A 25,776-nucleotide genomic window follows, 5' to 3' on the forward strand; every position below is an offset into this window, starting at 1 on the left:
CTGTTGAGTTCTCAAGGAACGGACGCTTCCTTCGTACTCACCCCTGCGGGCTTTCCTCCGGACGTTTTCGTTCGGTGTTTCTGTTGTTCTTGCGTTCCCGACTCTATCAGACTGTTTCCAGTGCCGATTTCCTCGGTTTCCGCTCGCTGCTTTCCAGGTTCTCCGCTTTCGCGTTTTCCCTTTCCGGCGGCTCCGACTCTATCAGATCCTTTCGGGCCTGATTCCCAGTCAGCGGGGGGATTGTCTTTGCGGCTGTTGGGCCGTTTCGACGAGTGAGACATTAGCGGATTCCTGGGCCCCGATGCCAATCGGGGGCGCTCTTTCGAACGCGGATTCCTCATTTCGCAAAAAGAGCACACGAAGACGATGCGACGTCGAGTCGCCTGCTTGAGTGGTTGGTGCGGAATGACTGTCCGGGGACCGGCCGGGGCCAGGTCTCACAGTCGGACAGCTCGGAGTACATTACGTAGCGGTTAATCGCGTGTCAACCCCGGGGGCTGGGGCTACGGTGTTCGGCATGACGACGCGTACGTGCACCTGCTGGTGGGCCGCCTGACGGCGGCCTCGCACACGTATGCACCCACGGCCGCCGCTTCGGCGGCCGTTCGCGTTTCCCCCTCCGGGAGGCCGGCCGCCAGCGGTGGTCTCGACCAGGAGGATGAGGACGGATGACGCGGATCTTCAGTGGGATCAAGCCGACCGGGCACATGACGCTCGGGAACTACCTCGGGGCCGTGCGCCAGTGGGCGGCGGTGGACCAGTACCGGGGCGAGGCGCTGTTCTCGGTGGTGGACCTGCACGCGCTGACCGTGGAGCACGATCCGGCGCGGGTGCTGCGGCTCAGCCGGGAGATCGCGGCCCTGTTGCTGGCGGTCGGACTGGACCCCGCCGTGTGCACGGTGTTCGTGCAGAGCCAGGTGGATGAGCACGCCCGGTTGTCGTACGTACTGGAATGCACGGCGTCCGACGGGGAGATGCGGCGGATGATCCAGTACCGGGAGAAGAGTGCGCAGGCGCAGGCCGCGGGGGACGGGGTGCGGCTGTCGTTGCTGACGTACCCCGTGCTGATGGCGGCGGACATCCTGGCGTACGGGGCGGACGAGGTGCCGGTCGGGGACGACCAGACGCAGCACGTGGAGCTGACGCGGGACCTGGCGGTCCGGTTCAACCAGCGGTACGGGGAGACCTTCGTGGTGCCGCGGGCGACGAAGCCGGTGGTCGCGGCCAGAGTCATGGACCTTCAGGAGCCGACGTCGAAGATGGGGAAGACGACGGCGGGGACCGGTGGGGTCGTGTTCGTGCTGGACGAGCCCGGTGTCGTACGGAAGAAGGTCATGCGGGCGGTGACGGACAGCGGCAGCGGGGGTGTCGAGTACGACAGGGAGAAGCGGCCCGGGGTGGCGAATCTGCTGGATCTGCTGGCGGCGTGCGCGGGTGGGGAGCCGGAGGAGCTGGCCGGTGCGTACGCGTCGTACGGGGCGCTCAAGAAGGACGTGGCGGAGGCGGTGGTGGAGATGCTGAGGCCGGTGCGGGAGCGGTATGCGGAGCTGGCGGCGGATGCGGGACATGTGGAGGGGGTGTTGCGGGAGGGCGCGGAGCGGGCGCGGGCGATGGCCCGGCCCACCGTTGATGCGGCGTACCGGGCCATTGGGTTGCTGCCGGCGGTCGGGGGGTGACGAACCGCGGGCCGTGGGGCCGTAGGCGGTGGGCTGGTCGCCCTTGATCCGGGTCAGCCCGTGCCGGAGGCGAGTTCGCGGCTGCGGTTGCGGGCGGCTTCCAGGGCGGAGATGAGGGCGGCCCGTACGCCGTGGTTCTCGAGCTCGCGGATGGCGTTGATGGTGGTGCCGGCCGGGGACGTGACCGCTTCGCGGAGCTTGACCGGGTGTTCGCCGCTGTCGCGGAGCATGACCGCTGCTCCTATGGCGGCCTGCACGATCAGGTCGTGGGCCTGGGCGCGGGGCAGGCCCAGGAGGATTCCGGCGTCGGTCATCGCTTCGACGAGGAAGTAGAAGTAGGCCGGGCCCGAGCCGGAGAGAGCGGTGGCGGCGTCCTGCTGGGACTCCGGGACGCGGAGGGTCTTGCCGACGCCGCCGAAGATCTCCTCGGCGTGGGCCAGGTCGGCGGGAGTGGCGTGGCTGCCGGCCGAGATGACGGACATGGCCTCGTCGACGAGGGCCGGGGTGTTCGTCATGACGCGGACGACGGGGGTGTGGGGGGCGAGGCGTTCCTCGAAGAAGGAGGTGGGGATGCCGGCGGCGCCGCTGATGATCAGGGGGCTGGTGCCGGCGTCGGAGTTGGTGGGGAGGTGGGGGGTGAGCTCTTCGAGGAGCTTGGCCATGTCCTGGGGCTTGACCGTGAGGATCAGGGTGTCGGCGCGCTTGGCGGCTTCGGCGTTGGTGACGGATTCGACGCCGTAGCGGGTGCGGAGCTCCTCGGCGCGGTCGGCGCGGCGGGCGGTGACGAGGAGGTCGGCGGGACGGCGGCCGCCGCGGATCATGCCGCTGAGGAGGGCTTCGCCGATTTTGCCGGTGCCGAGGACGGCGATGGTCTTGGGGGTGGGGGGGGCTTGGTGGTCGGTCATTTTCGGTCACCCTCCGGGCGGTGGGGCTGGGGTACGGGGACATCCTTGCATCGGGGGTGGTGGGGGGAGGTGGGCGTCCGGAGGGTGGGCTTCGGGGGCCGTGGGGGGCTCTGGGCCTGGGCGGGTACGCGCGGCCGGTGCAGGCGCTCGGGCAGGGGCGGCACCGGGTGGGCCGGGAGCGGGAAGGGCCGCTCCCTTGCCCGCCCTCCCCCAAGCTCTTGGCTTCGCTCGAGCAGGGGGTACCCCCCTCGCCCCCTTGGGGCGGCCCCGTCGCCCAAGGGAGCGGGGGGGAAGAGGTGGGGTGGCCCGGTGGAGTCAGGGGATGAGGGCGAGGTGGAGTTCGGTGGTGGAGGGCTCGGAAAGGTGGGGGTGGGGAAGGTCGCGAGGAGGTGGGCTCGTTCTTCGGCGAGGAAACGGGCGGTGGCTTCCTCGGGCTGGATGAGGAAGGCCGAGTGGGTGGCGAGGTTGGCCAGGTGGTCGCCGACGGAGACGTGACGGGTCCAGGCAATCTCGCGGGTGGCGAAGCGCAGGCCATGTGGGTGGTGTCCTACGCGGTTCTTCATGTCGCCGTGGGCGCCCATGGTTCCGGTGGCGGGGGTTCGGCCGTCCGCGAAGAACGCGCGGAGGCGGGCGTCCTGAGCGGCGACCCAGTCGACGGTGTCGTCGAGGACGTTCCGCCAGAGGGCGAGCGCGCCGCCGGGGCGCAGGGCGCGTTGTGCCTCCGGTGCGGAGCGGGCGGCGTCGGTCCAGTGCCGGGCCTGGGCGTACGTGATGAAGTCGGTGGAGGGCGTGGCGAGGGGGAGCTGGTTGCCGTTGCCCCGGACGAGCGGGACGTCGGGGAGCCGGCGGCGGAATTCAGCGGCCGTTCCGGCACCGGGTTCCACGGCGGTCACGCGGGCGCCCCGGGCGTGCAGGAGGCTCGTTCCGATTCCCGTGCCCGCGCCGATGTCTGCCACGTCCGCGCCCGCGAGGGGGCGGTCCGCGAGTTCCTCGACGGCGTCGAGGAGGGCGGGCGGGTAGAAGGGGCGGTGGGCGGCGCAGGCGGAGGCGGCGGCGTTGAAGGAGTGGGCGCGGGCGGTGAAGTGGGCGGGGTGGGCCGGGGTGAGGGGGGCGGGGGCTTCGGGGGGCGGGTCCCTGGGTGAGGTGGCCATGGGGTCGTGCTCGGGGGGGTTGTCGGGGGGGTGTCAGGTGCGTTTCGGCTTCTTCTTGCGGGCGGCGGGGTTGCCCGTGCGGGTTCCGCGGCGGCGTTCGTACTGGGCCAGGGCCGTTTCGTACTCCTGGCGGTGGAGCTTCTCGCCCGGGGCCTCGGTGAGGGAGCGGAAGAAGTACGCGAGGAGCGAGCCGACGAAGCCGATGGTCTTCAGGCTGCGGAGGGACTGGTCGCGGGCCGGGTCGGCGGGGCGGGAGGTGAAGCTCTCCCAGGTCTTGCGGAAGGCGATCGCGCTGCAGATCGCGAACATCACGATGACCAGGGTGTCGACGATGCCGCCGACGTCGGCGATCTGGAGGCCCTGGTAGGCGAAGCGGAGGAGGAGGCAGCCGGCGACCGCTGCCGCGAGAGAGCCGACGGAGGCTCCGACGCGGCGGAGGGCGTAGCCGTCGGTGTGGTGGAGCCAGGTGGTGCCGAAGAGGCGGAGGGGTTCGGGGCGGGGGCCGGGGTCCGGGGCGGGGGTGGGCCGGGAGGGGTGGGGGTTTTCGGTCACGGGGGCGATTATCCCCGGGCGGGGGCGTCGGGGCGGGGGTGTGCGAGCAGGGCGGGGTGGGGGTGAGGGTGAGGTGGGTGCTGACGGGGCGGCATGGGGTGGCGTGGGGGCGGGAAGTGGGGGTGGGAGGGCGAGGGGGGTGTGGCTAGGGTGGGGGGTCCGGGTGCGGTGAGGGGCAAGGGAGTTGGGGTGTGTCGCTGGCGGCGGACGATCCCCAGGTCGTCGGGGAGTACCGGATTCTGGGGCGGCTGGGCACCGGGGGGATGGGGACCGTTTTCCTGGCGCGGTCGGCCTCCGGGCGCGAGGTCGCCGTGAAGGTGATTCACGAGCAGTACTCCGCCGATCCGGACTTCCGGGCCCGTTTCAAGCGGGAGATCGCTGCCGCGCGGCAGGTCAGCGGGGCGTTCACCGCCTCTGTTGTGGACGCGGACGCCGATGCCGCACGGCCGTGGATGGCCACGCAGTATGTTCCCGGGCCCACGCTGGCGCAGTTGCTGGAGGAGCAGGGGCCGCTGGGGGACGCCGAGCTGCGGCTGCTCGCGCTCGGGCTGGTGGAGGCCCTGCGGGACATCCACCGGGTGGGGGTCGTCCACCGGGATCTCAAGCCCGCGAACGTACTGATGGCGGCGGACGGGCCCCGCGTGATCGACTTCGGGGTGTCGCGGGCCGTGGGGAACGCGCCGCTGACCGTCACCGGGAACGTGATGGGGACGCCGCCGTTCATGTCGCCCGAGCAGTTGAACAGCCCTCGGAGCGTCGGGCCCGCATCGGACGTCTTCTCGCTGGCGACGCTGCTCGTGTACGCGGCGGCGGGGCGCGGGCCGTTCGACTCCGACAGTCCGTTCATGACCGCGTACGCCGTCGTGCACGAGCCGCCCGTGCTGGACGGCGTGCGGGAGCCGCTGCGCGGGATTCTGGAGTACTGCCTGGTCAAGGAGCCGGACGAGCGGCCGGACCTGGCGGAGTTGGCCGGGTTGTTACGGAAGTGGCGGCCGGCCGGGAGCGAATCGGGCGGCGGCGGGGGTGCTGCCGCGGCCGACGACCCGGACACGATGGTCGTACGCCGCCGGGGCGAGGCCCACTCCCCCGCGCCCCCGCGTGCGCGGCGCGTTCGGGTCGCCGCCCTCGCCGGACTGCTGCTCGCCGCGGGGGCGGGGGGACTCCTCCTCCTGCTGCCCGACGCGAAGGACGCGCGGGGAGCGGGGGGCGCGGAGGGCGGGGTGGCCGTGCAGTCCTCGTCCGGGGCGCGGGCGCCGCTGAGGTCCGGCGAGCGGCTTCCCACCGGGTGGCGCTCCTGGCAGACCGTGCTGCCGCCCGCCACCGTCGGGACGACCGGTCCCGTCGAGGCCGTCCGGTGCACCGCGGACGGCGCCGTGGCCGTGCACTGCGGGGGCGGTTCGGTGCGTACCGTACGGCTGGACGCGGCGACCGGCACGGTGCTGTGGCGGGCCCCGCAGCCGCCGACCGCTTCGGGGACCCGGGGGGCCGGGGACTCCTCGCCGTCCCAACTGGCGGGCGGGAAAGCCGTGTTCGTGGTGGAGACGTTGTCGGACGCGGCGCACCGGCTGGTCGCGCTCGACTCCCGGGACGGCCGCCGCCTGTGGCACCGGCCGGTCGGCCGTCCGGCGGCCGCGCGGGAGCCCGCCGTGCTCGGCGGCCTGGTCGCGGCGCCCTCCGCCGATCTGCGCGCCGTCGTCGCCCGCGACACCGCGACCGGCGACGCCCGCTGGACCTCGCCGAATCCGGCGGGGCTGGCGTGTGTTCCGTACGAGATCGAAGGGGCGCTGTACGGGACCTGCGCGGACCCCGGCAAGGAGGACGGGCCGCGGACGTATGTGCGGTACGCGAGCGGGAGCGGCGGCCGGACCACCGTCACCGAGCAGGCGGCCGACCGCGACCGGCTCGGGCTGAGCGGGGGCCGGTGGGTCTTCGCGAAGTGGGCGCGGGCGGAGGACACCGGCCGGCACGCGCATCACGAGGGCAGTTACTCCGGTCTCGTCCTGGTCGATCCCACGGGCGCGCGGGCCCCGCGCACGGTCCGGCTCTCCGGTACGCCGCAGGGGCGGCCGGTGCTGCGGGGCGACACGGTGTACTTCGTGCACCACTGGGGGCAGGTCTCGGCGTACGACGCGCGCAGCGGGCGGGCGCGCTGGGCGCGGGACACCGGGGTGCGCGGGCTCGGCGTGCCGGAGACGGACGCGGAGGCTGCGACGCTGTACGTGCCCAGCCTGAGCGGGCGGGTACTGGCGCTCAACTCCCGTACCGGGGTGGAGAGATGGCGGTCGGGGCATCGCGGGTCGCCGCCGGCCGCATACCACGACACGGGCGTGCTGCGGGTGGGCGGCGCGCTCGTCGTCACGGGGGCGGGCGGCGCGGTCTTCTCGCTGGACCCGCACGATCCGGAGCTGCGGCCGGGCGGGGACGAACCGCCGGGCGGGGGCGGGCCGCCGGGCGGGGGTGGGCCCGGGGGCGGTCCGCCGGGTGGGCCGCCGCCGCCTCGGCACTAGGCGGCGGGGTCTCGCCGCGGGGGCGGGGGCCGGTGGCACGACACGTGTGCGACGGGCCGTCCGGCGGCGGTGGGGGCAGGAGGTCCCGCCCCCACCGGCCGGGGGTCAGGCGAGTTTGTTCACGTCGCGGACCGCGCCCTTGTCGGCGCTGGTGGCCATGGCGGCGTAGGCGCGCAGGGCCTGGGAGACCTTGCGTTCGCGGTTCTTCGGGGCGTAGACGCCGCCGAGGGCCTCGTCGCGTTCGGCCAGCTCCTGGTCGGAGAGGAGCAGTTCGATGGTGCGGTTGGGGATGTCGATGCGGATGCGGTCGCCGTCCCGGACCAGGGCGATCGCGCCGCCCGAGGCGGCTTCCGGGGAGGCGTGGCCGATGGAGAGGCCCGAGGTGCCGCCGGAGAAACGGCCGTCGGTGATCAGCGCGCAGGCCTTTCCGAGGCCCGTGCCCTTGAGGTACGAGGTCGGGTAGAGCATCTCCTGCATGCCCGGACCGCCCTTGGGGCCCTCGTAACGGATGACGACCACGTCGCCCGCCCGGACCTGCTTCAGGAGGATCTTCTCGACGGCTTCCTCCTGCGACTCGCAGACGACGGCCGGGCCCTCGAAGGTCCAGATCGACTCGTCGACGCCGGCGGTCTTCACGACGCAGCCGTCGGGGGCCAGGTTGCCGCGGAGGACGGCCAGGCCGCCGTCCTTGGAGTAGGCGTGCGCGACGGAGCGGATGCAGCCCTCGGCGGCGTCCGTGTCCAGGGTGTCCCAGCGCTCGGACTGCGAGAAGGCGGTCGCGGAGCGGACGCAGCCGGGGGCGGCGTGCCACAGCTCGACGGCCTCGGGGGCGGGCGAGCCGCCGCGCACGTCCCAGTTCTTGAGCCACTCGGCGAGGGAGGCGGAGTGGACGGAGGTGACGTCCTCGTTGAGGAGTCCGCCGCGGTGGAGTTCGCCGAGGATGGCGGGGATGCCGCCCGCGCGGTGGACGTCCTCCATGTAGTACGTGCGGTCCTTGGCGACGTTGGGGGCGACCTTGGCCAGGCACGGGACGCGGCGCGAGATCTCGTCCATCTCCCGCAGCCCGAAGTCGAGTTCGGCCTCCTGGGCGGCGGCGAGGAGGTGCAGGATGGTGTTGGTGGAGCCGCCCATGGCGATGTCGAGGGCCATGGCGTTCTCGAACGCGGCGCGGGAGGCGATGGCGCGCGGGAGGACGGACGCGTCGTCCTGCTCGTAGTGGCGCTTGGTGATCTCGACGATGGTGCGGCCGGCGTTCTCGTAGAGGGCGCGGCGGGCCGTGTGGGTGGCGAGGGTGGAGCCGTTGCCGGGGAGGGCGAGGCCGATGGCCTCGGCGAGGCAGTTCATGGAGTTGGCGGTGAACATGCCGGAGCAGGAGCCGCAGGTGGGGCACGCGTTCTCTTCGATACGGAGCATGTCCGCGTCGGAGATCTTGTCGTTGACGGCGTCCGACATGGCGTCGACCAGGTCGAGCGTGCGGACGGTGCCGTCGACGAGGGTGGCGCGGCCGGACTCCATGGGGCCGCCGGAGACGAAGATCGTGGGGATGTTGAGGCGGAGGGCCGCGTTCAGCATGCCGGGGGTGATCTTGTCGCAGTTGGAGATGCAGATCAGGGCGTCGGCGCAGTGGGCCTCGACCATGTACTCCACGCTGTCCGCGATGAGGTCGCGGGAGGGCAGGGAGTAGAGCATTCCGCCGTGGCCCATGGCGATGCCGTCGTCCACGGCGATGGTGTTGAACTCGCGGGGGACGGCGCCGGCGGCGTGGATCGCCTCGGAGACGATGCGGCCGACGGGGGCGAGGTGGGTGTGGCCGGGGACGAACTCGGTGAAGGAGTTGGCGACCGCGATGATCGGCTTGCCGATGTCCTCGCTCGCTACACCGGAGGCGCGCATGAGCGCGCGGGCGCCTGCCATGTTGCGGCCGTGGGTGACGGTGCGGGACCTCAGCTCGGGCATCGGGGTTCACTTCCCAGGGATTCGTCGTCGTCGGTACATGTACGGTACGGCTGGCGTCGAGCGTACGCCTAGGTTCCGGGATGTGGACGTGGGGTCCGGATGGCGGAACGGGTGTGCGGGGGCTGCGCGCCCGGGTCCTCCTGTACGGCTCCGGCCGGGGGGTGCCCCGTCGGGGGTGCGGGGAACTGAGCGCCCAGCCACGACGCGCGTGCGCATCTCCCACCGGGCGGTGCGCCCCGTTCAGGGGCGCGGGGAACTGCGCGACCGGCCATGACGGATCTGCACGGAACCGTGCACGGCTGCGCGGCGAGCGCTTTAGGTGGAGGGGCGGGTCCGGGGCCTCTCCTGCCCGAACCGGGCGGGGCTGCCTGGCCCGGTGCCGGGGCTGAGGTCACGACCCTGGCAGGGACGCACGTCCGGCGCAGGCGCTTGAGCAGGGGCGGCACCCGGGTGGGCCGGGAGCGGGAGGGGCCGCCCCCTTGCCCGCCCGTCCCGCCCCCTTGGGGCGGCCCCGTCGCCCAAGGGGACGGGGGAAGCGGGAAGGGCGGCCACGTCGCCCAAGGGGACGGGGGGAGCGGGAAAGGCGGCCCTGTCGCCCGAGGGGGCGAGGAGGGAAGCGGGAAGGGCGGTCCCGTCGCCCAAGGGGGCGGGGGAAGGGGGTAAGGCGGTCCCGTCCGCCCGAGGGGGCGGGGGCGAAGCCCCAGGGGGAAGGGGGCAGAGCGGTCCCGTCCGCCCGAGGGGACGAGAGAAGGCGAAGGTGGTCCCGTCGCCCGAGGGGGAGATGCCTTTCGGTGCCTCGGGGGTGGGGTGTTCGCCTAAGTGCTCCGGGGCGGGCGGGAGGAGGCCAGGTGGAGGCGGGTGAAGGCAAGGGCCTCGGCCAGGTCGGCCTCGCGTTCCGTGGAGGACATCGCCCGCCGCGTGTTGACCTCGACGACCACGTGCCCGTCGAAGCCGGTCGCGGCCAGCCGCTCCAGCAGTTCCGCGCAGGGCTGGGTGCCGCGGCCCGGGACCAGGTGCTCGTCCTTGGCGGAGCCCTTGCCGTCGGCGAGGTGGACGTGGCCGAGCCGGTCGCCCATGCGGTCGATCATGGCCATCGCGTCGGTGCGGGCGGTCGCCGTGTGCGAGAGGTCGACGGTGAAGTGCCGGTAGTCGTCCTTCGTCACGTCCCACTCCGGGGCGTACGCCAGCATCTCGCGGTCCTTGTACCGCCACGGGTACATGTTCTCGACGGCGAAGCGCACGTCCGTCTCGTCGGCCATCCGCCAGATCCCGGTGACGAAGTCCCGGGCGTACGAGCGCTGCCAGCGGAAGGGCGGGTGGACGACGACCGTCGACGCGCCGAGCTTCTCGGCGGCCGACTGGGCCCGCCGGAGCTTGACCCACGGGTCCGTCGACCACACCCGCTGCGTGATCAGCAGGCACGGCGCGTGCACCGCGAGGACCGGCACGCCGTGGTGGTCGGAGAGTCTGCGCAGCGCTTCGACGTCCTGGCTGACGGGGTCCGTCCACACCATGACCTCGACGCCGTCGTAGCCGAGGCGCGCGGCGATCTCGAAGGCCGTCGCGGTCGACTCCGGGTAGACGGAGGCGGTGGACAGCGCGACCTTCGCATCCGGGATGCGTACGGCCGGTACCGCCGGAACCGCCGGTGCCGCTGGTTTCGCCACTTCTGCCACGAAGGACAGCGTACGGTCCCCTCTCCCGGCGGGGACGGCGAGGGGCCGACCCGTCAGGACGAGGGGAGGTGGTCCAGCCGCCGCAGGATGACTCCCTCGCGCAGCGCCCACGGACATATCTCCAGCACCGGCACCTCGAACAGATCCATCGCACCCTCCGCGACCAGCGCGCCGGCCAGGAGCTGGGGGGCGCGGTCGGCGGAGACGCCGGGCAGGTGGGAACGCTGCTCGACGGTCATGGCGGCCAGCTTCGGCACCCACTCCTCCAGCGAACTGCGGCTCAGTTCGCGCTGGATGTACAGACCCTCCGCCGACCGGGCCGCCCCGCCGATCCTGGCGAGCTGGCGGAAGGTCTTGGAGGTCGCCACGACGTGGTCCGGCGGCCCGAAGCGGGCGAACTCCCCGACCGTGCGGGCGATCTCCGCACGCACCTGCCGGCGCAGCGCCCGTACGTCCTGGGCGTCCGGCGGGTCGCCGGGCAGGTGCGCCGCGGTGAGCCGGCCGGCGCCCAGCGGCAGGCTGACGGCGGCGTCGGGGTCTTCGTCGATGCCGTACGCGATCTCCAGCGAGCCGCCCCCGATGTCGAGCAGCAGCAGCTTGCCCGCGGACCACCCGAACCACCGGCGGGCCGCGAGGAAGGTGAGCCGGGCCTCGTCCTCGCCGGACAGCACCTTCAGGTCGGCGCCCGTCTCCTCCCGTACCCGGGCGAGGACGTGGTCGGCGTTGGACGCCTCCCGCACGGCGGAGGTGGCGAAGGCGATGACGTCCTCGCACCCCTTGTCCTCGGCGGTCTGCATGGCCTGCCGCACGGTGCCGACCAGCCGGTCGATGCCCGCGGGGGCCACCGCCCCGCCCTCGTCGAGCAGTTCCGCGAGGCGCAGCTCCTCCTTGTAGGAGTGCGCGGGAAGGGGGCGGGCGCCACGATGGGCGTCCACCACGAGCAGGTGCGCCGTGTTCGAACCGACGTCGAGGACTCCGAGTCTCATGCACGGAACGCTACTGCTGCACGGCGCGCGGGTTCCTGCGCCTACCCTTGCCCCGTGCCAAAGACGAAAAAGGCGAAGCCGGGAAAAGCCGCGGAACTGCCGGAAACGGGCGTGACGGGGGCCGTGGTGAGTGACGAGCAGGGGCTGGACTTCGCCCGCGCGTGGGTGGAGTTCCCGGACCCGGAGGACGAGGAGCAGGTCTTCCGCTGCGACCTGACCTGGCTGACGTCGAAGTGGACGTGCATCTTCGGCAGCGGCTGCCAGGGCATCAAGCTGGGGCGTGCCGACGACGGCTGCTGCACGCTCGGGGCGCACTTCTCCGACGAGGACGACGAGCGGCGGGTCGCGGGGCACGTGGCCCGGCTGACTCCGGACATCTGGCAGTTCCACGACGTCGCCCGGTCCTCGAAGGCCGTGAAGGGGCCGAACGGCGGCTGGGTCCAGGCGGACGAGGACGGCGACCGTCAGACGCGCCGCTGGGAGGGTTCGTGCATCTTCCAGAACCGTCCCGGTTTCGCGGGCGGGGCGGGCTGCTCGCTCCACATCCTGGCGCTGCGGGAGGGCCGGGAGCCGCTCGAGACCAAGCCGGACGTGTGCTGGCAGTTGCCGGTGCGCCGGACGTACGACTGGGTCGAGCGGCCGGACGACACGAAGATCCTGATGGTCACGATCGGTGAGTACGACCGGCGGGGATGGGGCCCGGGGGGTCACGACCTGCACTGGTGGTGCACGTCGGCCACCTCGGCGCACGGGGCGGGCGATCCGGTGTACGTCTCCTACCGGCCGGAGCTGACGGAGCTGATGGGGGCGGGCGGCTACGCGAAGCTGGCGGAGCTGTGCGAGGCCCGCCTGGCCTCCCAGCTCCCCCTGGTGGCCCCGCACCCGGCGGACCCGGGGGTGTAGGTCCCCCTCCGGGGGCCGTCCCCTTGCTGTCCCCCGCCCTCGGTGGGCCGGGTGCGGGGGCAGGGGACGGCTGCCCGAAGGGCACGCCATCAGGGGCGCGGGGAACTGCGCGACCGGCCACGACGCACCCGCACGGGACGGGGACCACGGCCTACCCGCACGGGACGGGGACCACCACGGCCCACCCGCACGGGACGGAGACCCCGGCCCGCCCGCACGGGACGGAGACCCCGGCCCGCCCGCACGGGACGGAGACCCCGGCCCGCCCACGCGGCACTCGTCCCACCCGCGCGGCGCTCGGCACGCGGCACGCCGCGCTCGGGCTCGGCGACCGGCGCCCGTCACCCGACCCCGCGGCCGACCGCCCCTACCCCGGCTCCCCCGTCGCAGACGGCTCCGGCTCCGGCGCCGACGGCGAAGGACTCGGCTCCTCCGTCGGCCCCGGCGACGAAGGCTCCACGGGCGGCGTGCTCGGCGGCCGGGTCGGCGGTGCCGTCGGCGGCGGTGTGCTCGGCGGATGCGTGGGCGGCGACGTGGTCGGCCCGGTGGGCGGCGACGACGGCCCCCCGCTCGGCCCGCCGGCCCCGGGCGCGGGCCCGGGAGCGGGCTCCGTCGCCCCGGCCCCCCGGCCGCTCACCGACACCACCGCACCGCACGGCGACACCCCCACCCGCGCCGTCCACGCCTTCCGCGGTTCCTTCTCCCGGTCCACGGTCACGTACACCGTCACCGACTCCCCCGGGGCCAGCGTCCCCGAACTCCTGCTCAGCCGCAGCCAGGGCGCGTCGGCCCAGATCGACCAGGTCACCGGCGCGGCCCCGGAAGCGCTCAGCCGCACCACCGTCGCCCCGCCGGACGCCTCCGCCGTCACCGCGAGCCGTCCCGCGCCGGGCGCTCCCGCCCGGCCCGGCGTGAGGACCCGCACCGCGACGTCCCGCAGTCCGCTGCCCGTCGAGAAGGTGGGGTCGGGTCCGCCCCGGGTGTTCCCGGTCCTCTCGTACGCGCCCCCGCCGGCCCCCTCGTACGGCGAGCCGTCGGCGCCCAGCGGCCCGTCCTTCTCGCTCGCGGTGACGGCGGCGCCCCGGTGCCCCTCCCCCGTGAGGGGCGCCCGGTACGCCGCCCAGAGCGCGAGCACCGGGGCGGCCACGACGGTCGCCACCACGGTCGTCGTGACGGCGCGGGTGCGCAGGCGTTCGCGGCGCGCCGCGCGGTCCTTGGGGTCCAGCGGGAAGCCCGTGCGGTCGAAGCGCGGCGTGCCCGCGCGCGCCGGCCGGGGTGCGTGCAGCATCGCCATGTACGCCGCCGAGCGCGGCGCCTCGACCAGCGGAAGCCGTCCCGGGGACGCGCCGGTGCCCGGCCAGGGCCCGGCCGCCCCGGCCCGTTCGGCGGCCCGCCGGCACAGGGGGCACTCGTCGACGTGCCGTACGAGTTCCGCGCGCAGGGCGGTGCTGAGCAGCACCCGGTCGTCCCCGGTCAGCCGGGTCACCGTGGGGCAGGCCCCGCTCTCGACGACCAGCAGCGCTGCCCGGGTCCGTTCGACCTCGCAGGCCGCGGCGGCGAGGAGTTCGCGGGCCGCCGGGTGGTCGAGCCCCAGCACGGCCGCGACCTGCCGGGCGCCGAGTCCGTGCCGTACGGCGAGTTCCAGCGCCTCCCGCTGCTCCGGGGACGTTCCGGCGGCCTCCGGCCAGGCGAGGCGGGCCAGGTCGGCGTGCCGGGCGCGGGCCACGCTCTCCTCGACCGGGAGTTCCGGTTCCGGTACGGCGGAGGGCGGGCGGTGGGCCCCCTTGCCGCCGGGCGAGGTCTGTCTGCGCCGCTTCTCGTCGGTGAGGCGGCGCAGGCAGGCCCAGCGGGTGAGGGCGTACAGCCAGGCCCGGCGGTCCGGTTCGTCGGCGGGGCTGCGGGCGAAGCTGCGCTCGGCGAGGGCCAGCACGTCGCCGAGGACGGCGGTCGCGACGTCGTGGTCGCGCAGGACGGACAGGGCGTAGGTGAACAGCCCGTCGAGGTGGGGTTCGTAGCGGCTCGGCGGGCGCTGGGCCAGGGTGCGGGGGGCGCGCCGGTGGACCCGGTGCGCGCCGGTGCTGCTTCCGGCCGCGCCCGCGCTTCCCGGGGCGCCGGCGGTGCCGGTGGGGGGTGTGCGGCGCGTGGGGTGCTGCTCCCGCCTACTGGTCGTCATCCGGCCGACCGTAGGGGTGCTGCGGCCGCCCCCTCGCTCCCCTTGAGCCCTTTTAATCCTTACGGGTGAACAGATCACTCGAAAGAGGACAGGAATCCCTCATTCCGCCCTCTTCTGTCCCGTACCACTGGCCTATGCCATCACGCTTGGTGGCGGTTCCCGTCCGGTGTCGCCGGGCGCCCCGGCACCGGCCCGTGACCGCGTTGTCAGACCCGCTCTGTACGGTGACGCCATGGCTGCCCGTACGAAATCCGCGAAGGACCGGCCGTCCTACCGCTGCACCGAATGCGGCTGGACGGCCGTCAAGTGGCTCGGCCGCTGCCCCGAGTGCCAGGCCTGGGGGACGGTCGAGGAGTTCGGCGGCGCGCCCGCCGTCCGGACGACCGCGGCCGGCCGGGTCTCCACGGCCGCGCTCCCCATCGGCCAGGTGGACGTCCGCACCGCCACGGCCCGCTCCACCGGGGTGCCCGAGCTGGACCGGGTGCTCGGCGGCGGTCTGGTGCCCGGCGCGGTGGTCCTGGTCGCGGGCGAGCCGGGCGTCGGCAAGTCGACGCTGCTGCTGGACGTCGCCGCGAAGGCCGCCGACGACGAGCACCGCACGCTGTACGTCACGGCGGAGGAGTCGGCGAGCCAGGTCCGGCTGCGCGCGGACCGCATCAAGGCGGTCAGCGACCACCTCTACCTGGCGGCCGAGACCGACCTGGCCGCCGTCCTCGGCCATCTGGACGCGGTCAAGCCGACCCTCCTGATCCTCGACTCCGTGCAGACGGTCGCCTCCGCCGAACTGGACGGGGCGCCCGGCGGCGTGGCCCAGATCCGGGAGGTGACCGCGGCCCTGATCCGGGCGTCCAAGGAACGCGGCATGGCGACCCTGCTGGTCGGCCACGTCACCAAGGACGGCAACATCGCGGGCCCGCGCCTGCTGGAGCACCTGGTCGACGTCGTCCTCTCCTTCGAGGGCGACCGGCACGCCCGGCTGCGCCTGGTCCGGGGCGTGAAGAACCGGTACGGGGCCACCGACGAGGTCGGCTGCTTCGAGCTGCACGACGAGGGCATCACGGGCCTCGCCGATCCCTCGGGCCTCTTCCTCACCCGCCGTGACGTCGCCGTCCCCGGCACCTGTCTGACCGTCACCCTGGAGGGCCGCCGCCCCCTGGTCACCGAGGTCCAGGCGCTCACGGTCGACTCGCAGATCCCCTCGCCCCGCCGCACCACCTCCGGGCTGGAGACCTCCCGCGTCTCGATGATGCTGGCCGTTCTGGAACAGCGCGGGAAGATCAGCGCCCTCGGCAAGCGCGACATCTACTGCGCCACGGTCGGCGGCGTGAAGCTCACCGAGCCCGCCTCCGACCTGGCCGTCGCCCTGGCCCTGGCCTCCGCCGCCTCCGACACCCCGCTGCCCAAGAACCTGGTCGCGATCGGCGAAGTGGGCCTGGCCGGGGAGATCCGCCGGGTCACGGGCGTCCAGCGCCGCCTCGCCGAAGCACACCGGCTGGGCTTCACGCACGCCCTGGTCCCGACCGATCCGGGCCGGGTTCCGGCGGGCATGAAGGTGACCGAGGTCGCCGACATGGGAGCCGCCCTGCTGGCCCTTCCGCGCCGGTCTCGCGCACAGGCCCCACGGAGTGAGGAGGAGCGCCGGTAGACTTTGCCCTGGTCTCGCCTGTCCACCGCGTACGCGAGGCGAAGTTGACCGCCCCTGCCGGGGGCGGCCCCGACCCGTGACCCCCGTATCCGGAGGAGTGCAGTGGCAGCCAACGACCGGGCCTCATCACCCGGAAAGTCCGGCGGAGGCTCCAGCAACTCCGGCTCTGGCAACGAGGCCCAGATCCGCGCCTCGCTGAGCGCCGTCGCCCCCGGGCAGGCCCTCCGCGACGGCCTGGAGCGCATCCTGCGCGGCAACACCGGCGGACTGATCGTCCTCGGCATGGACAAGACCGTCGAGTCGATGTGCACCGGCGGCTTCGTGCTGGACGTCGAGTTCACCGCGACCCGCCTGCGCGAGCTGTGCAAGCTCGACGGCGCGCTGATCCTCGACAAGGACATCACCAAGATCCTGCGGGCCGGCGTGCAGCTCGTGCCGGACGCCTCCATCCACACGGAGGAGACGGGCACCCGCCACCGCACGGCGGACCGCGTCTCCAAGCAGTGCCACTTCCCGGTGGTCTCCGTCTCGCAGTCGATGCGTCTGATCGCCCTGTACGTGAACGGCGAGCGCCGGGTCCTGGAGGAGTCGGCCGCGATCCTCTCCCGCGCGAACCAGGCGCTCGCCACGCTGGAGCGCTACAAGCTGCGCCTGGACGAGGTGGCCGGGACGCTCTCCGCGCTGGAGATCGAGGACCTGGTGACGGTCCGCGACGTGACGGCGGTCGCCCAGCGCCTGGAGATGGTGCGCCGGATCGCCACGGAGATCGCCGAGTACGTGGTCGAGTTGGGCACCGACGGCCGGCTGCTCTCGCTCCAGTTGGACGAGCTGATCGCGGGCGTCGAGCCGGAACGCGAGCTGGTCGTACGGGACTACGTCCCCGAGCCGACCGCGAAGCGCTCGCGGACGGTGACCGAAGCCCTGACCGAGCTCGACGCGCTCTCCCACAGCGAGCTGCTCGAACTCCCCACCGTGGCGCGCGCCCTGGGCTACAGCGGCTCCCCGGAGACGCTGGACTCGGCGGTGTCCCCGCGCGGCTACCGCCTGCTGGCGAAGGTGCCGAGGCTGCCCGGCGCGATCATCGAGCGTCTCGTCGAGCACTTCGGGGGCCTGCAGAAGCTGCTCGCCGCGAGCGTGGACGACCTCCAGGCGGTCGACGGCGTCGGCGAGGCCCGCGCCCGCTCGGTCCGCGAGGGCCTCTCGCGACTGGCGGAGTCGTCCATCCTGGAGCGGTACGTGTGACCGGTCCCGCCGACGGGTGAGGACGACGGCCCCGCCGCGGGCGGCCCGAGGGGGCAGGCGGCGGGGCGGACGGTCTTTTGCGGCCGGTCAGTCCATCCGGACCGGCCGGCCCTACTGGACCAATCAGCCCTACCGGACCGGTCAGTCCTTCTCTGGACCTGCCAGCCCCACCGGACCGGTCAGTCCTTCTGGAGGGAGATGGACGCGGGGAACTTGGCTCCGGCGAGTTCCACCACGTAGGTGCCGGGCGCCACCGGGCCACCGGCGGGGACGTCGCAGCGCGCCGCGTCGCTCGGCTTGCGGTCCCAGGAGACGACCTGGCTGGCCTGCCCCTTCGGCGGGAGCTGGAAGAAGACGTTCCGGGCGCCCTTCACGCAGTCCTTCGAGGACCAGACCTTCTCGCTCGCGTCGTTCTTGACGGTGACGACCGCCCCCGCGGGGCCCAGGTCCACCTTGCAGGCGGCCGACGACGTGTTCTTCGCGGTGAGCGTGAACTTCGCGGGCTCGTCCACCGGGACCTGCACCTTGACCGCGCTGAGCGTCAACTCGACCGCGTCCGAGGCGCAGTTGGGCAGCTCGGAGTTCGCCGGAACCTGCTGCCCCGACCCTCCGGCACCGGACGCGCCCGTGCCGCCGGAACCGGACGCGGACCCCGTCCCGGCCGTGCCGGCACCGGACCCGGCGGACCCGGAACCCGATCCCGCGGACCCGGAACCCGACCCGGCGGACCCGGACCCCGATCCCGTACTGCCGCCGTCCGTCCCCCCGTTGGCGTCCCCGGGGTCGCGACCGCCCGGCTCGCCCGGTACGACCGGTCCCGTGGCCGAGGGGCCGGGGGTGATGGAGGCGGCGGGTGAGGGGCCTCCCGCACCCTTGCCGTTCTTGTCGTCGTCCTCTCCGCCGGAGAGCACGATCCACAGCACCAGCACCACCAGGAGCACCAGCAAGGACAGCCCGACGGCCCTCCGTCGCCAGTAAATGGAGGAGGGGAGCGGCCCGACTGGATTACGCAGAGATCCCACGGCCAGAACTCTACGAGAGAACGGGCCCCAACTCCTGCCCCACCCGCCGCTGTCGCGACAACTTTTGCCGATCATCATCCTGGCTGACGATCCCGCACCCGACTTTCGTCATGCTCCGTCACCCACAGGAGTCGACCTTCGGCGATTGTGAACGCCGCCCGTCCATTCCGTAACGTCTGGGGGCATGGAAACCAGCAGCGCGCTCTACCGCGCCATCCTCAACTTCGCGCACTCCACTCCCGGCTGGTTCCAGTTCCTCGCCGAGATATGGACGGAGCTGGGGCTGCTGGTCTTCGCCGGCCTCTTCCTCGTGGTGTGGTGGCGCGCCCGCGGCGACAGCGCGGCCTCGGTGGCGGTCGCGGTGCTGGCACCGCTGGCGACCGGGGTGATGTACGTGGCGAGCGAGTCGCTGAAGTCGGTGATCGACGAGGACCGGCCGTGCCGGGCGGTGGCGCGGGCGGCGCGGCCGCTGGTGGAGTGCCCGCCGGTGGGCGACTGGTCGTTCCCGAGCAACCACTCGGTGATCGCGGGCGCCGCGGCGGCCGGACTGATCCTGGCCTGGCCGCGGCTGGCGGTGTTCGTCGCGCCGATGGCGCTGCTGATGGCGCTCTCCCGGGTGTTCGTCGGCGTGCACTACCCGCACGACGTGCTGGTGGGGCTGCTGTTCGGCGGGATCGGCGGGGCGGTGCTGGTGTGGGTGTGCGCGCGGCTGGGACAGGGCGCGATCATGTGGATGCGGGCGTCCGGCGTGGGCCTGCTGGTGTGGTTCGCGGGCCCCGGCGCGGGCCGCAGGTCCCGGAGCCTGACATGAGCGCGCTCGCATCGGCGGGCGGCTCCGCGTCCCGCCTCGGCCGTGCGCACACCGTTTCGTGCCAGGATCGGAGGTGCCATGACTGCGACCACTGAGTTCACGCCCCAGCCCCCGTCCGAGCCCATGTCCGCGACCTCCACCACGGCCGGGACCACCGCCGCGGCCGTGCCCGATCAGCACGGCGGCGAGCTGCCCGTCCTGCACCCCGCCGTCAACCTCTGGTTTACGGCCCACGCCCGCGACCTGCCCTGGCGGCGCCCCGAGGCGGGCCCGTGGGGTGTGATGGTCAGCGAGTTCATGCTCCAGCAGACGCCCGTCGCCCGGGTCCTCCCGGTGTACGAGCAGTGGCTGGCCCGCTGGCCGCGCCCCGCCGACCTGGCCGCCGAGCCGTCCGGCGAGGCCGTCCGCGCCTGGGGCCGGCTCGGCTACCCGCGCCGGGCGCTGCGCCTGCACGGTGCGGCCACCGCCATAACGGAGCGGCACGGCGGCGATGTGCCGTCCGAGCACGCGCAGCTCCTGTCGCTGCCGGGCATCGGCGAGTACACGGCCGCCGCGGTGGCGTCCTTCGCCTACGGACAACGGCACGCGGTGCTCGACACGAACGTCCGCCGGGTGATCGCCCGCGCGGTGACCGGCGTGGAGTACCCGCCGAACGCGACCACCGCCGCCGAGCGCCGGCTGGCCCGTGCGCTGCTGCCCGAGGACACGGAGACGGCGGCCCGCTGGGCGGCTTCCTCGATGGAACTCGGCGCGCTGGTGTGCACGGCGAAGAACCCGGCGTGCGGGCGCTGCCCGATCTCCGCCCAGTGCGCCTGGCTGCGCGCGGGCAAGCCCCCGCACGAGGGCCCGGCGCGCAGGACGCAGACGTACGCCGGTACGGACCGCCAGGTGCGCGGGCGGCTGCTCGCCGTGTTGCGGGAGGCCGTGACTCCGGTGCCGCAGAGGGAGCTCGACGCGGTGTGGCACGAGCCGGTGCAGCGGGCACGCGCCCTGGACGGGCTGGTTTCGGACGGTTTGGTGGAGCCGCTGGCGGGTGGCGTTTACCGGCTTCCGCAGAGTTAAACCTCCTGGAAGGGTTCCGTCGTTACACAACCGATGGACAGCCGTGCGTCCTCCGAGCGCTGACCCGCACAGCCCCGTGACAACCCCTCCGTACCTTCAGGGACACAGGGGAACAGCCGGAATTGACCACCGGCTGACACAACGGGACGGGACGGAGGCGGTTCGAATGGCGCACGGCGAGGTGCTCGGATTCGAGGAGTACGTACGCACGCGGCAGGAGGCCCTGCTGCGCAGCGCACGCCGCCTCGTCCCGGACCCGGTCGACGCCCAGGACCTCCTGCAGACCGCGCTGGCGCGTACGTACGGCCGCTGGGACGGCATCGAGGACAAGTCGCTGGCCGACGCCTACCTGCGCCGTGTCATGATCAACACGCGTACGGAGTGGTGGCGGGCCCGCAAGCTGGACGAGGTTCCCACCGAGCAGCTGCCCGACGCCCGCGTCGAGGACGGCACGGAGCAGCGCGCCGACCGCGCTCTGCTGATGGACGTCCTCGGAGTGCTGGCGCCGAAGCAGCGCAGCGTGGTCGTATTGCGGCACTGGGAGCAGATGAGCACCGAGGAGACCGCTGCCGCACTGGGCATGTCTGCCGGTACGGTCAAGAGCACCCTGCACCGGGCCCTCGCCCGGCTCCGTCAGGAACTGGAGAGCAGGGATCTGGACGCCAGGGCCCTGGAGCGCGATGACATGCGTGGTGGAGTGCGGGTCGAACGGGGGCAGGAGCGGTGCGCGGCCTAGGCAGGCGGAGCGATCAGCGGACGGGAGAGGGGGACGGCCGGACGGCCGCCCCCGACGACGACTGCACCACGATCGGGCACGAACCCGGGTCCTGGACCCGGGAGAAGTCCCATCGGAACGTACTGGCGGTGAGTGGAACGGCGATGGCCGGCCTCGCCGCCGTCGGCCTGTTCGGGGTCTCCTGCAGCGCGGGCGGCACCGGCACCCGCGACGAGGGCCCGGCCCGCAGCGACCCGGTCGCGGCCAAGGTCGATCCGACGCCGCTGCCCACGACCTCCGCGCCGGCCGAAGCGCCGCCCGGGCCGGCCGCCCGGAAGGACCCGGTCGAGCTGCTGAAGGACGACCCGAAGGTCAGCGCGACGGTCAAGCACGACCTGAAACCCTGCGTGAAGGACATCTACCCGGTCGACGCCTCCTACGGGAAGGTCACTGGCAACACCTCCGACGACATCATCGTGAACGTGATGACCTGCGGTGATGCCGTGGGGATCGGCAGCTACGTGTTCCGCGAGGACAACGGCCGCTACACCAACGTCTTCGTGGCCGAGGAGCCGGCGGTGTACGCGTCGATCGACCGGGGAGACCTGGTGGTGACCCGTCCGGAGTACAAGAAGGGCGACCCGGTGGCGTTCCCGTCCGGCGAGGTGGTCGTGACGTACCGCTGGATGGGGCAGAAGTTCGTCGAGCACGACAGGGTGGAGAACAGCTACAGCAAGGCCGTCGGCAACGGCGACAAGCAGGGCGAGGTGCAGAGCCCCGGCCTGGACGCGGACGAGCAGAAGAAGGACGCCACCGAGCCCGGACGGGCCGGCGGCACGGACGACACCCCGTCCCCCCGGAGCTGACCGGGTGATGTTTCACGTGGAACATCACTGCCCCCTGAGCGCATGAGCCGGGACCCGGGGCCCGGGCCGAGAGAGCAGAGAGCAGAGAGCACCCCATGGCCGATACGCACGTCCTGTTCGTCGAGGACGACGATGTGATCCGTGAGGCGACCCAGTTGGCGCTGGAGCGGGACGGCTTCACCGTCACCGCGATGCCGGACGGCCTCTCCGGCCTGGAGGCGTTCCGCGCGCACCAGCCGGACATCGCGCTGCTCGACGTGATGCTGCCGGGCATGGACGGGGTGAGCCTGTGCCGTCGCATCCGTGACGAGTCGACCGTTCCGGTGATCATGCTGTCGGCGCGGGCCGACTCGATCGACGTGGTGCTGGGCCTGGAGGCCGGGGCCGACGACTACGTGACGAAGCCGTTCGACGGTTCGGTGCTGGTCGCGCGCATCCGCGCCGTACTGCGCCGCTTCGGCCACGCGTCCGGCAATGGCGCCCCCAAACCAGTGGAGGGCGGCGAGGGCGGCGAGGGCGGGGTGCTGACCTTCGGCGAGCTGGAGGTCGACACCGAGGGCATGGAGGTGCGCAAGCACGGCGAGCCCGTCGCGCTGACCCCGACCGAGATGCGGCTGCTGCTGGAGTTCTCCCACGCGCCCGGCACCGTGCTCTCCCGCGACAAGCTGCTGGAGCGGGTGTGGGACTACGGCTGGGGCGGCGACACCCGGGTGGTGGACGTTCACGTCCAGCGGCTGCGCGCGAAGATCGGCCAGGACCGGATCGAGACCGTCCGCGGCTTCGGCTACAAGTTGAAGGCCTGATCCCCTTCCGTGAAGAGCGCCGCATGAGACGTCTCGCCCTGCGCACCGGCATCCGCTGGAAGATCAGCTTCGCGATCGCCGCCGTGAGCGCGCTGATCGCCGTCCTGCTGAGCATCGTCGTGCACAACTCGGCACGCGTCTCCATGCTGGACAACGCCCGTGACCTGCAACTGGAGCGGCTGCAGTTCGCGCAGCGGCTGTACGAGTCCTCGCGCGACCCGAAGGTCGGCTCCGAGCTCAACAACCCCGGCCTGCCCGCCGAGCTGCGGGCCAAGCTCGCCCACGGGCGGCGCGCCACGCACGTCCAGGAGGACGCGAAGGGGGTGCCCGAGGTGTGGGCCGCGGTCCCCTATCCGGGGGGCGACATCCTCTCCCTGCACACCCGCTTCCCGAACAACGCGCGCGTCGTGGCGGACCTGGACCGTTCGCTGGTGGTCGCGTCGAGCGCCGTCGTCGTGGGCGGCACCGCGCTGGGCATCCTCATCGGCGGCTCCATCTCGCGCCGGCTGCGCAAGGCCGCTTCCGCGGCCACCGACGTGGCGCGGGGCCAGACGCAGGTACGGGTGCTGGACGCGATCGGCGGTGTCGTACGGGACGAGACCGACGACCTCGCGCACGCGGTGGACGCGCTCACCGACGCGCTCCAGGAGCGGGTGGAGGCGGAGCGCCGGGTCACCGCCGACATCGCGCACGAGCTGCGCACACCGGTCACCGGCTTGCTCACCGCCGCGGAACTGCTGCCCCCGTCGCGCCCCACCGAGCTGGTGCGGGACCGGGCGCAGGCCCTGCGGACGCTGGTGGAGGACGTCCTGGAGGTGGCGCGGCTGGACAGCGCCGCCGAGCGGGCGGAGCTCCAGGAGATCGCGCTGGGCGAGTTCGTCTCGCGCCGGGTGGCGTCGCTGTACCCGGACGCGGTCGTCACGGTGGTGCACGAGAGCTGGGTCAACACCGATCCGCGCCGCCTGGAGCGCATCATCGGCAATCTCCTCGGCAACGCCGCCAAGCACGGCAAGCCCCCGTTCGAGGTGACCGTCGAGGGCCGGGTGGTGCGGGTCCGCGACCACGGCAAGGGCTTCCCGGCGGACCTGCTGCGGGAGGGGCCGAGCCGTTTCCGCACCGGGTCGACCGACCGCGCGGGCCACGGACACGGGCTCGGGCTGACCATCGCGTCGGGCCAGGCGAAGGTGCTCGGGGCGCGGCTGACCTTCCGCAACGCGCAGGCGGACGGGGGCGCGATCGCGGTGCTGTGGCTGCCGGAGCACGCCCCGACGGCGACGGGCAGCTTCCCCATCGTGAATCTGGCGGACCTGCCGCCGCGGCGGCGCTGAGCCTGTTCGTACGAGTACGAGGAAGGGGCGCCCGGCACGCTGTGTGCCGGGCGCCCCTTCCTCGTCACCTGTGAGCCGGGGTCACCTGTGAGCCGGGCGGCGCACCGCCTACGCCTGGGCGGCCACCGCGTCCTTCTGCACCGCGGTGTCCGGGGCGGAGCCGTCCTTCTTCTGCGGGCCCGCGCCCTTCAGCTCGACCTCCTTGACGAAGAACGCCGCGACCAGGGCGACCACCGCGACGCCCGCGCCGAGCAGGAACGCGCCGTGCGTGCCGGTGGCGACGGCGAACTGGTACATCTCCCGCAGCGCGGCCGGGAGCTTCTCCAGGCTGGCGGCGTCCAGGGCCGCGCCCTGGGGCATGCCTCCGGTGGAGCCGCCCTGGGCGACCATCGAGTCGGTGACCCGGGCGGTGAACAGCGCGCCCATCACCGAGACGCCGAACGAGCTGCCGAGCGTACGGAAGAGGGTCGTGGACGAGGAGGCGACGCCCATGTCCTTGGGCTCGACGCTGTTCTGCGCGACCAGCATGGTGATCTGCATCAGGAAGCCCATGCCCGCGCCGAGGACCGCCATGTAGATCCCGGAGGTGAGGCGGGAGGTACCGGTGTCCATCTGCGCGAGCAGGACCAGTCCCGCGGTGATCAGCGCGCCGCCCGCGATCGGGAACATCCTGTACTTGCCGGTGTTGGTGGTGACCCGGCCGACGAGCAGCGAGACGACCATCATCGACAGCAGCATCGGCAGCAGGAGCAGGCCGGAGTTGGTCGCCGACGCGCCCTGCACGGACTGCTGGAAGAGCGGCAGGTAGAGGACCGCGCCGAACATCACGAAGCCGACGATGAAGCCGATCACCGACATGAGGGTGAAGTTCCGGTTGCGGAAGATGTGCAGCGGAATGATCGGCTCGGCCGCCTTGGTCTCCACGTACAGGAAGCCGGCGACCGAGGCGAGGCCGAGGGCCGCCAGGCCCAGAATCTGGCCGGAGCCCCAGGCGTACTCGGTGCCGCCCCAGGTGGTGACCAGGACGATCGCGGTGATGCCGACGGTCAGCAGGGCCGCGCCGAGGTAGTCGATCTTCCCCTTGCCGGTGCGCTCCTTCTTCGGCAGGTGCAGCACGGTGGTGATCATGAAGAGGGCGAGCGCGCCGAGCGGCACGTTGATGTAGAAGGACCAGCGCCAGCCGAGGTGGTCGGTGATCGCACCGCCGGCCAGCGGGCCGCCGATCATGGCCAGCGCCATCACACCGGCCATCATGCCCTGGTACTTGCCGCGCTCACGCGGCGGAATCAGGTCGCCGATGATCGCCATGACGCCGACCATCAGGCCGCCCGCGCCCAGCCCCTGCACGGCCCGGAAGCCGATGAGCTGGCCCATGTCCTGGGCCATGCCGCTGAGTACGGAACCCAGCACGAAGACGACGATCGAGACGAGGAAGATGCCCTTGCGGCCGTAGAGGTCGCCGAGCTTGCCCCAGATCGGGGTGGAGGCCGCGGTCGTCAGCGTGTACGCGGTGACCACCCAGGACAGGTGCTCCAGGCCGCCCAGCTCGCCGACGATGGTGGGCATCGCGGTGCCGATGATCATGTTGTCGAGCATCGCGAGCAACATCGCGATCATGAGGGCGAGGAGCACGACGCGCACGCTGCGCGGCTGCTTCCCCGCCTGCTGAGGCTTCGGTATCGCCGCGTGCGGCGCTGTGGTGGTCATATCTCGTCCCCTGTTGATACTTACTTGCCGCCCGGCAAGTTGGCTACACTTCAGGAAGGTAGACTGTTAACTTGCCGGTCGTCAAGTAAG

Annotated in this window: 20 protein-coding genes and 1 pseudogene; 12 read left to right on the forward strand and 9 right to left on the reverse strand. The window is 73.0% G+C overall.

Features of this window, described 5'->3' with window-relative positions; translation table 11 throughout:
• Both ACZ56L_RS32615 and trpS read left to right on the forward strand, forming a co-directional pair.
• Window positions 1-221: hypothetical protein (locus ACZ56L_RS32615; protein ID WP_471068298.1), on the forward strand; the 221-nt coding region annotated here is incomplete at its 5' end.
• Between the two features lie 447 nt (window positions 222-668).
• On the forward strand, window positions 669-1,676 hold the full coding sequence (gene trpS, locus ACZ56L_RS32620; protein ID WP_471068301.1) for a tryptophan--tRNA ligase: 1,008 nt from the start codon (window positions 669-671) through the stop codon (window positions 1,674-1,676).
• Window positions 1,677-1,729: 53 nt separating this feature from the next.
• Here trpS and proC read toward each other — a convergent pair whose 3' ends face one another.
• The 3 genes and pseudogenes from proC to ACZ56L_RS32635 all read right to left on the reverse strand — a co-directional run bounded on the left by proC (window position 1,730) and on the right by ACZ56L_RS32635 (window position 4,284).
• Window positions 1,730-2,581, reverse strand: coding sequence for a pyrroline-5-carboxylate reductase (gene proC / locus ACZ56L_RS32625; RefSeq protein ID WP_471068304.1), 852 nt, complete (start codon window positions 2,579-2,581; stop codon window positions 1,730-1,732).
• Between the two features lie 371 nt (window positions 2,582-2,952).
• Window positions 2,953-3,732: pseudogene (locus ACZ56L_RS32630) on the reverse strand (class I SAM-dependent methyltransferase); the annotation flags it as partial.
• 33 nt (window positions 3,733-3,765) lie between these two features.
• The gene (locus ACZ56L_RS32635; protein ID WP_345220160.1) at window positions 3,766-4,284 is read right to left on the reverse strand and encodes a hypothetical protein; all 519 of its coding nucleotides are present in this window, start codon (window positions 4,282-4,284) and stop codon (window positions 3,766-3,768) included.
• A gap of 191 nt (window positions 4,285-4,475) precedes the next feature.
• Here ACZ56L_RS32635 and ACZ56L_RS32640 point away from each other — a divergent pair, with 191 nt between their 5' ends.
• Window positions 4,476-6,791, forward strand: a complete 2,316-nt coding sequence (locus tag ACZ56L_RS32640) for a protein kinase domain-containing protein (RefSeq protein WP_471068308.1) — start codon at window positions 4,476-4,478, stop codon at window positions 6,789-6,791.
• Between the two features lie 105 nt (window positions 6,792-6,896).
• Here the strand turns inward: ACZ56L_RS32640 and ilvD are convergent, their stop codons facing one another.
• From ilvD to ACZ56L_RS32655, 3 genes are all read right to left on the reverse strand, one after another.
• Window positions 6,897-8,747 carry a dihydroxy-acid dehydratase gene (gene ilvD, locus ACZ56L_RS32645; RefSeq protein ID WP_468692179.1) on the reverse strand — a complete coding sequence of 617 codons (1,851 nt, stop codon included), beginning with the start codon at window positions 8,745-8,747 and terminating at the stop codon, window positions 6,897-6,899.
• An 815-nt stretch (window positions 8,748-9,562) separates the two neighbouring features.
• Window positions 9,563-10,414: a sugar phosphate isomerase/epimerase family protein gene (locus ACZ56L_RS32650; protein ID WP_401766476.1), complete on the reverse strand. Its 852-nt coding sequence runs from the start codon at window positions 10,412-10,414 to the stop codon at window positions 9,563-9,565.
• Between the two features lie 62 nt (window positions 10,415-10,476).
• Entirely contained in the window at window positions 10,477-11,409 is a 933-nt protein-coding gene (locus ACZ56L_RS32655) for a Ppx/GppA family phosphatase (RefSeq protein WP_345220163.1), read from the reverse strand.
• Window positions 11,410-11,463: 54 nt separating this feature from the next.
• Between ACZ56L_RS32655 and ACZ56L_RS32660 the strand changes: the two genes are divergently transcribed.
• Window positions 11,464-12,312 carry a DUF3109 family protein gene (locus ACZ56L_RS32660; protein ID WP_468692181.1) on the forward strand — a complete coding sequence of 283 codons (849 nt, stop codon included), beginning with the start codon at window positions 11,464-11,466 and terminating at the stop codon, window positions 12,310-12,312.
• Between the two features lie 367 nt (window positions 12,313-12,679).
• Here ACZ56L_RS32660 and ACZ56L_RS32665 read toward each other — a convergent pair whose 3' ends face one another.
• Window positions 12,680-14,485, reverse strand: coding sequence for a BACON domain-containing protein (locus tag ACZ56L_RS32665; RefSeq protein WP_471068312.1), 1,806 nt, complete (start codon window positions 14,483-14,485; stop codon window positions 12,680-12,682).
• 232 nt (window positions 14,486-14,717) lie between these two features.
• Here ACZ56L_RS32665 and radA point away from each other — a divergent pair, with 232 nt between their 5' ends.
• Both radA and disA read left to right on the forward strand, forming a co-directional pair.
• The gene (gene radA / locus ACZ56L_RS32670) at window positions 14,718-16,130 is read left to right on the forward strand and encodes a DNA repair protein RadA (RefSeq protein WP_345220165.1); all 1,413 of its coding nucleotides are present in this window, start codon (window positions 14,718-14,720) and stop codon (window positions 16,128-16,130) included.
• A 102-nt stretch (window positions 16,131-16,232) separates the two neighbouring features.
• Window positions 16,233-17,372, forward strand: coding sequence for a DNA integrity scanning diadenylate cyclase DisA (disA, locus tag ACZ56L_RS32675; protein ID WP_345220166.1), 1,140 nt, complete (start codon window positions 16,233-16,235; stop codon window positions 17,370-17,372).
• Window positions 17,373-17,551: 179 nt separating this feature from the next.
• Here disA and ACZ56L_RS32680 read toward each other — a convergent pair whose 3' ends face one another.
• Window positions 17,552-18,394, reverse strand: coding sequence for a hypothetical protein (locus ACZ56L_RS32680; protein ID WP_471068317.1), 843 nt, complete (start codon window positions 18,392-18,394; stop codon window positions 17,552-17,554).
• A 184-nt stretch (window positions 18,395-18,578) separates the two neighbouring features.
• On the opposite strand from ACZ56L_RS32680, the gene ACZ56L_RS32685 reads away from it, so the two are divergent.
• From ACZ56L_RS32685 to cseC, 6 genes are all read left to right on the forward strand, one after another.
• Window positions 18,579-19,205 (forward strand): phosphatase PAP2 family protein, encoded by a 627-nt coding sequence (locus tag ACZ56L_RS32685; RefSeq protein ID WP_345220168.1) that lies wholly within the window; start codon window positions 18,579-18,581, stop codon window positions 19,203-19,205.
• A gap of 78 nt (window positions 19,206-19,283) precedes the next feature.
• Window positions 19,284-20,267 (forward strand): HhH-GPD family protein, encoded by a 984-nt coding sequence (locus tag ACZ56L_RS32690; RefSeq protein WP_471068320.1) that lies wholly within the window; start codon window positions 19,284-19,286, stop codon window positions 20,265-20,267.
• A gap of 166 nt (window positions 20,268-20,433) precedes the next feature.
• The gene (locus tag ACZ56L_RS32695) at window positions 20,434-21,003 is read left to right on the forward strand and encodes a SigE family RNA polymerase sigma factor (protein ID WP_345220170.1); all 570 of its coding nucleotides are present in this window, start codon (window positions 20,434-20,436) and stop codon (window positions 21,001-21,003) included.
• 122 nt (window positions 21,004-21,125) lie between these two features.
• Window positions 21,126-21,848: a hypothetical protein gene (locus ACZ56L_RS32700; protein WP_380837425.1), complete on the forward strand. Its 723-nt coding sequence runs from the start codon at window positions 21,126-21,128 to the stop codon at window positions 21,846-21,848.
• A gap of 95 nt (window positions 21,849-21,943) precedes the next feature.
• Window positions 21,944-22,651 carry a two-component system response regulator CseB gene (gene cseB / locus ACZ56L_RS32705; RefSeq protein ID WP_345220172.1) on the forward strand — a complete coding sequence of 236 codons (708 nt, stop codon included), beginning with the start codon at window positions 21,944-21,946 and terminating at the stop codon, window positions 22,649-22,651.
• Between the two features lie 23 nt (window positions 22,652-22,674).
• A complete protein-coding gene (gene cseC / locus ACZ56L_RS32710) occupies window positions 22,675-23,979 on the forward strand; it encodes a two-component system sensor histidine kinase CseC (RefSeq protein ID WP_345220173.1) in 1,305 nt (434 codons plus the stop codon).
• Between the two features lie 108 nt (window positions 23,980-24,087).
• On the opposite strand, the gene ACZ56L_RS32715 is transcribed toward cseC, so the two are convergent.
• Window positions 24,088-25,686: an MDR family MFS transporter gene (locus ACZ56L_RS32715; RefSeq protein ID WP_401766440.1), complete on the reverse strand. Its 1,599-nt coding sequence runs from the start codon at window positions 25,684-25,686 to the stop codon at window positions 24,088-24,090.
• Window positions 25,687-25,776 lie beyond the last annotated feature (90 nt).

It is taken from the genome of Streptomyces sp. NPDC039736, assembly GCF_055596485.1.

Coding starts and splice junctions, on each gene's coding strand:
- trpS (WP_471068301.1), top strand. CDS start 669: ATGACGCGGATCTTCAGTGGGATCAAGCCGACCGGGCACATGACGCTC.
- proC (WP_471068304.1), bottom strand. CDS start 2,581: ATGACCGACCACCAAGCCCCCCCCACCCCCAAGACCATCGCCGTCCTC.
- ilvD (WP_468692179.1), bottom strand. CDS start 8,747: ATGCCCGAGCTGAGGTCCCGCACCGTCACCCACGGCCGCAACATGGCA.
- ACZ56L_RS32655 (WP_345220163.1), bottom strand. CDS start 11,409: ATGAGACTCGGAGTCCTCGACGTCGGTTCGAACACGGCGCACCTGCTC.
- ACZ56L_RS32665 (WP_471068312.1), bottom strand. CDS start 14,485: ATGACGACCAGTAGGCGGGAGCAGCACCCCACGCGCCGCACACCCCCC.
- radA (WP_345220165.1), top strand. CDS start 14,718: ATGGCTGCCCGTACGAAATCCGCGAAGGACCGGCCGTCCTACCGCTGC.
- ACZ56L_RS32685 (WP_345220168.1), top strand. CDS start 18,579: ATGGAAACCAGCAGCGCGCTCTACCGCGCCATCCTCAACTTCGCGCAC.
- ACZ56L_RS32690 (WP_471068320.1), top strand. CDS start 19,284: ATGACTGCGACCACTGAGTTCACGCCCCAGCCCCCGTCCGAGCCCATG.
- ACZ56L_RS32695 (WP_345220170.1), top strand. CDS start 20,434: ATGGCGCACGGCGAGGTGCTCGGATTCGAGGAGTACGTACGCACGCGG.
- cseB (WP_345220172.1), top strand. CDS start 21,944: ATGGCCGATACGCACGTCCTGTTCGTCGAGGACGACGATGTGATCCGT.
- cseC (WP_345220173.1), top strand. CDS start 22,675: ATGAGACGTCTCGCCCTGCGCACCGGCATCCGCTGGAAGATCAGCTTC.
- ACZ56L_RS32715 (WP_401766440.1), bottom strand. CDS start 25,686: ATGACCACCACAGCGCCGCACGCGGCGATACCGAAGCCTCAGCAGGCG.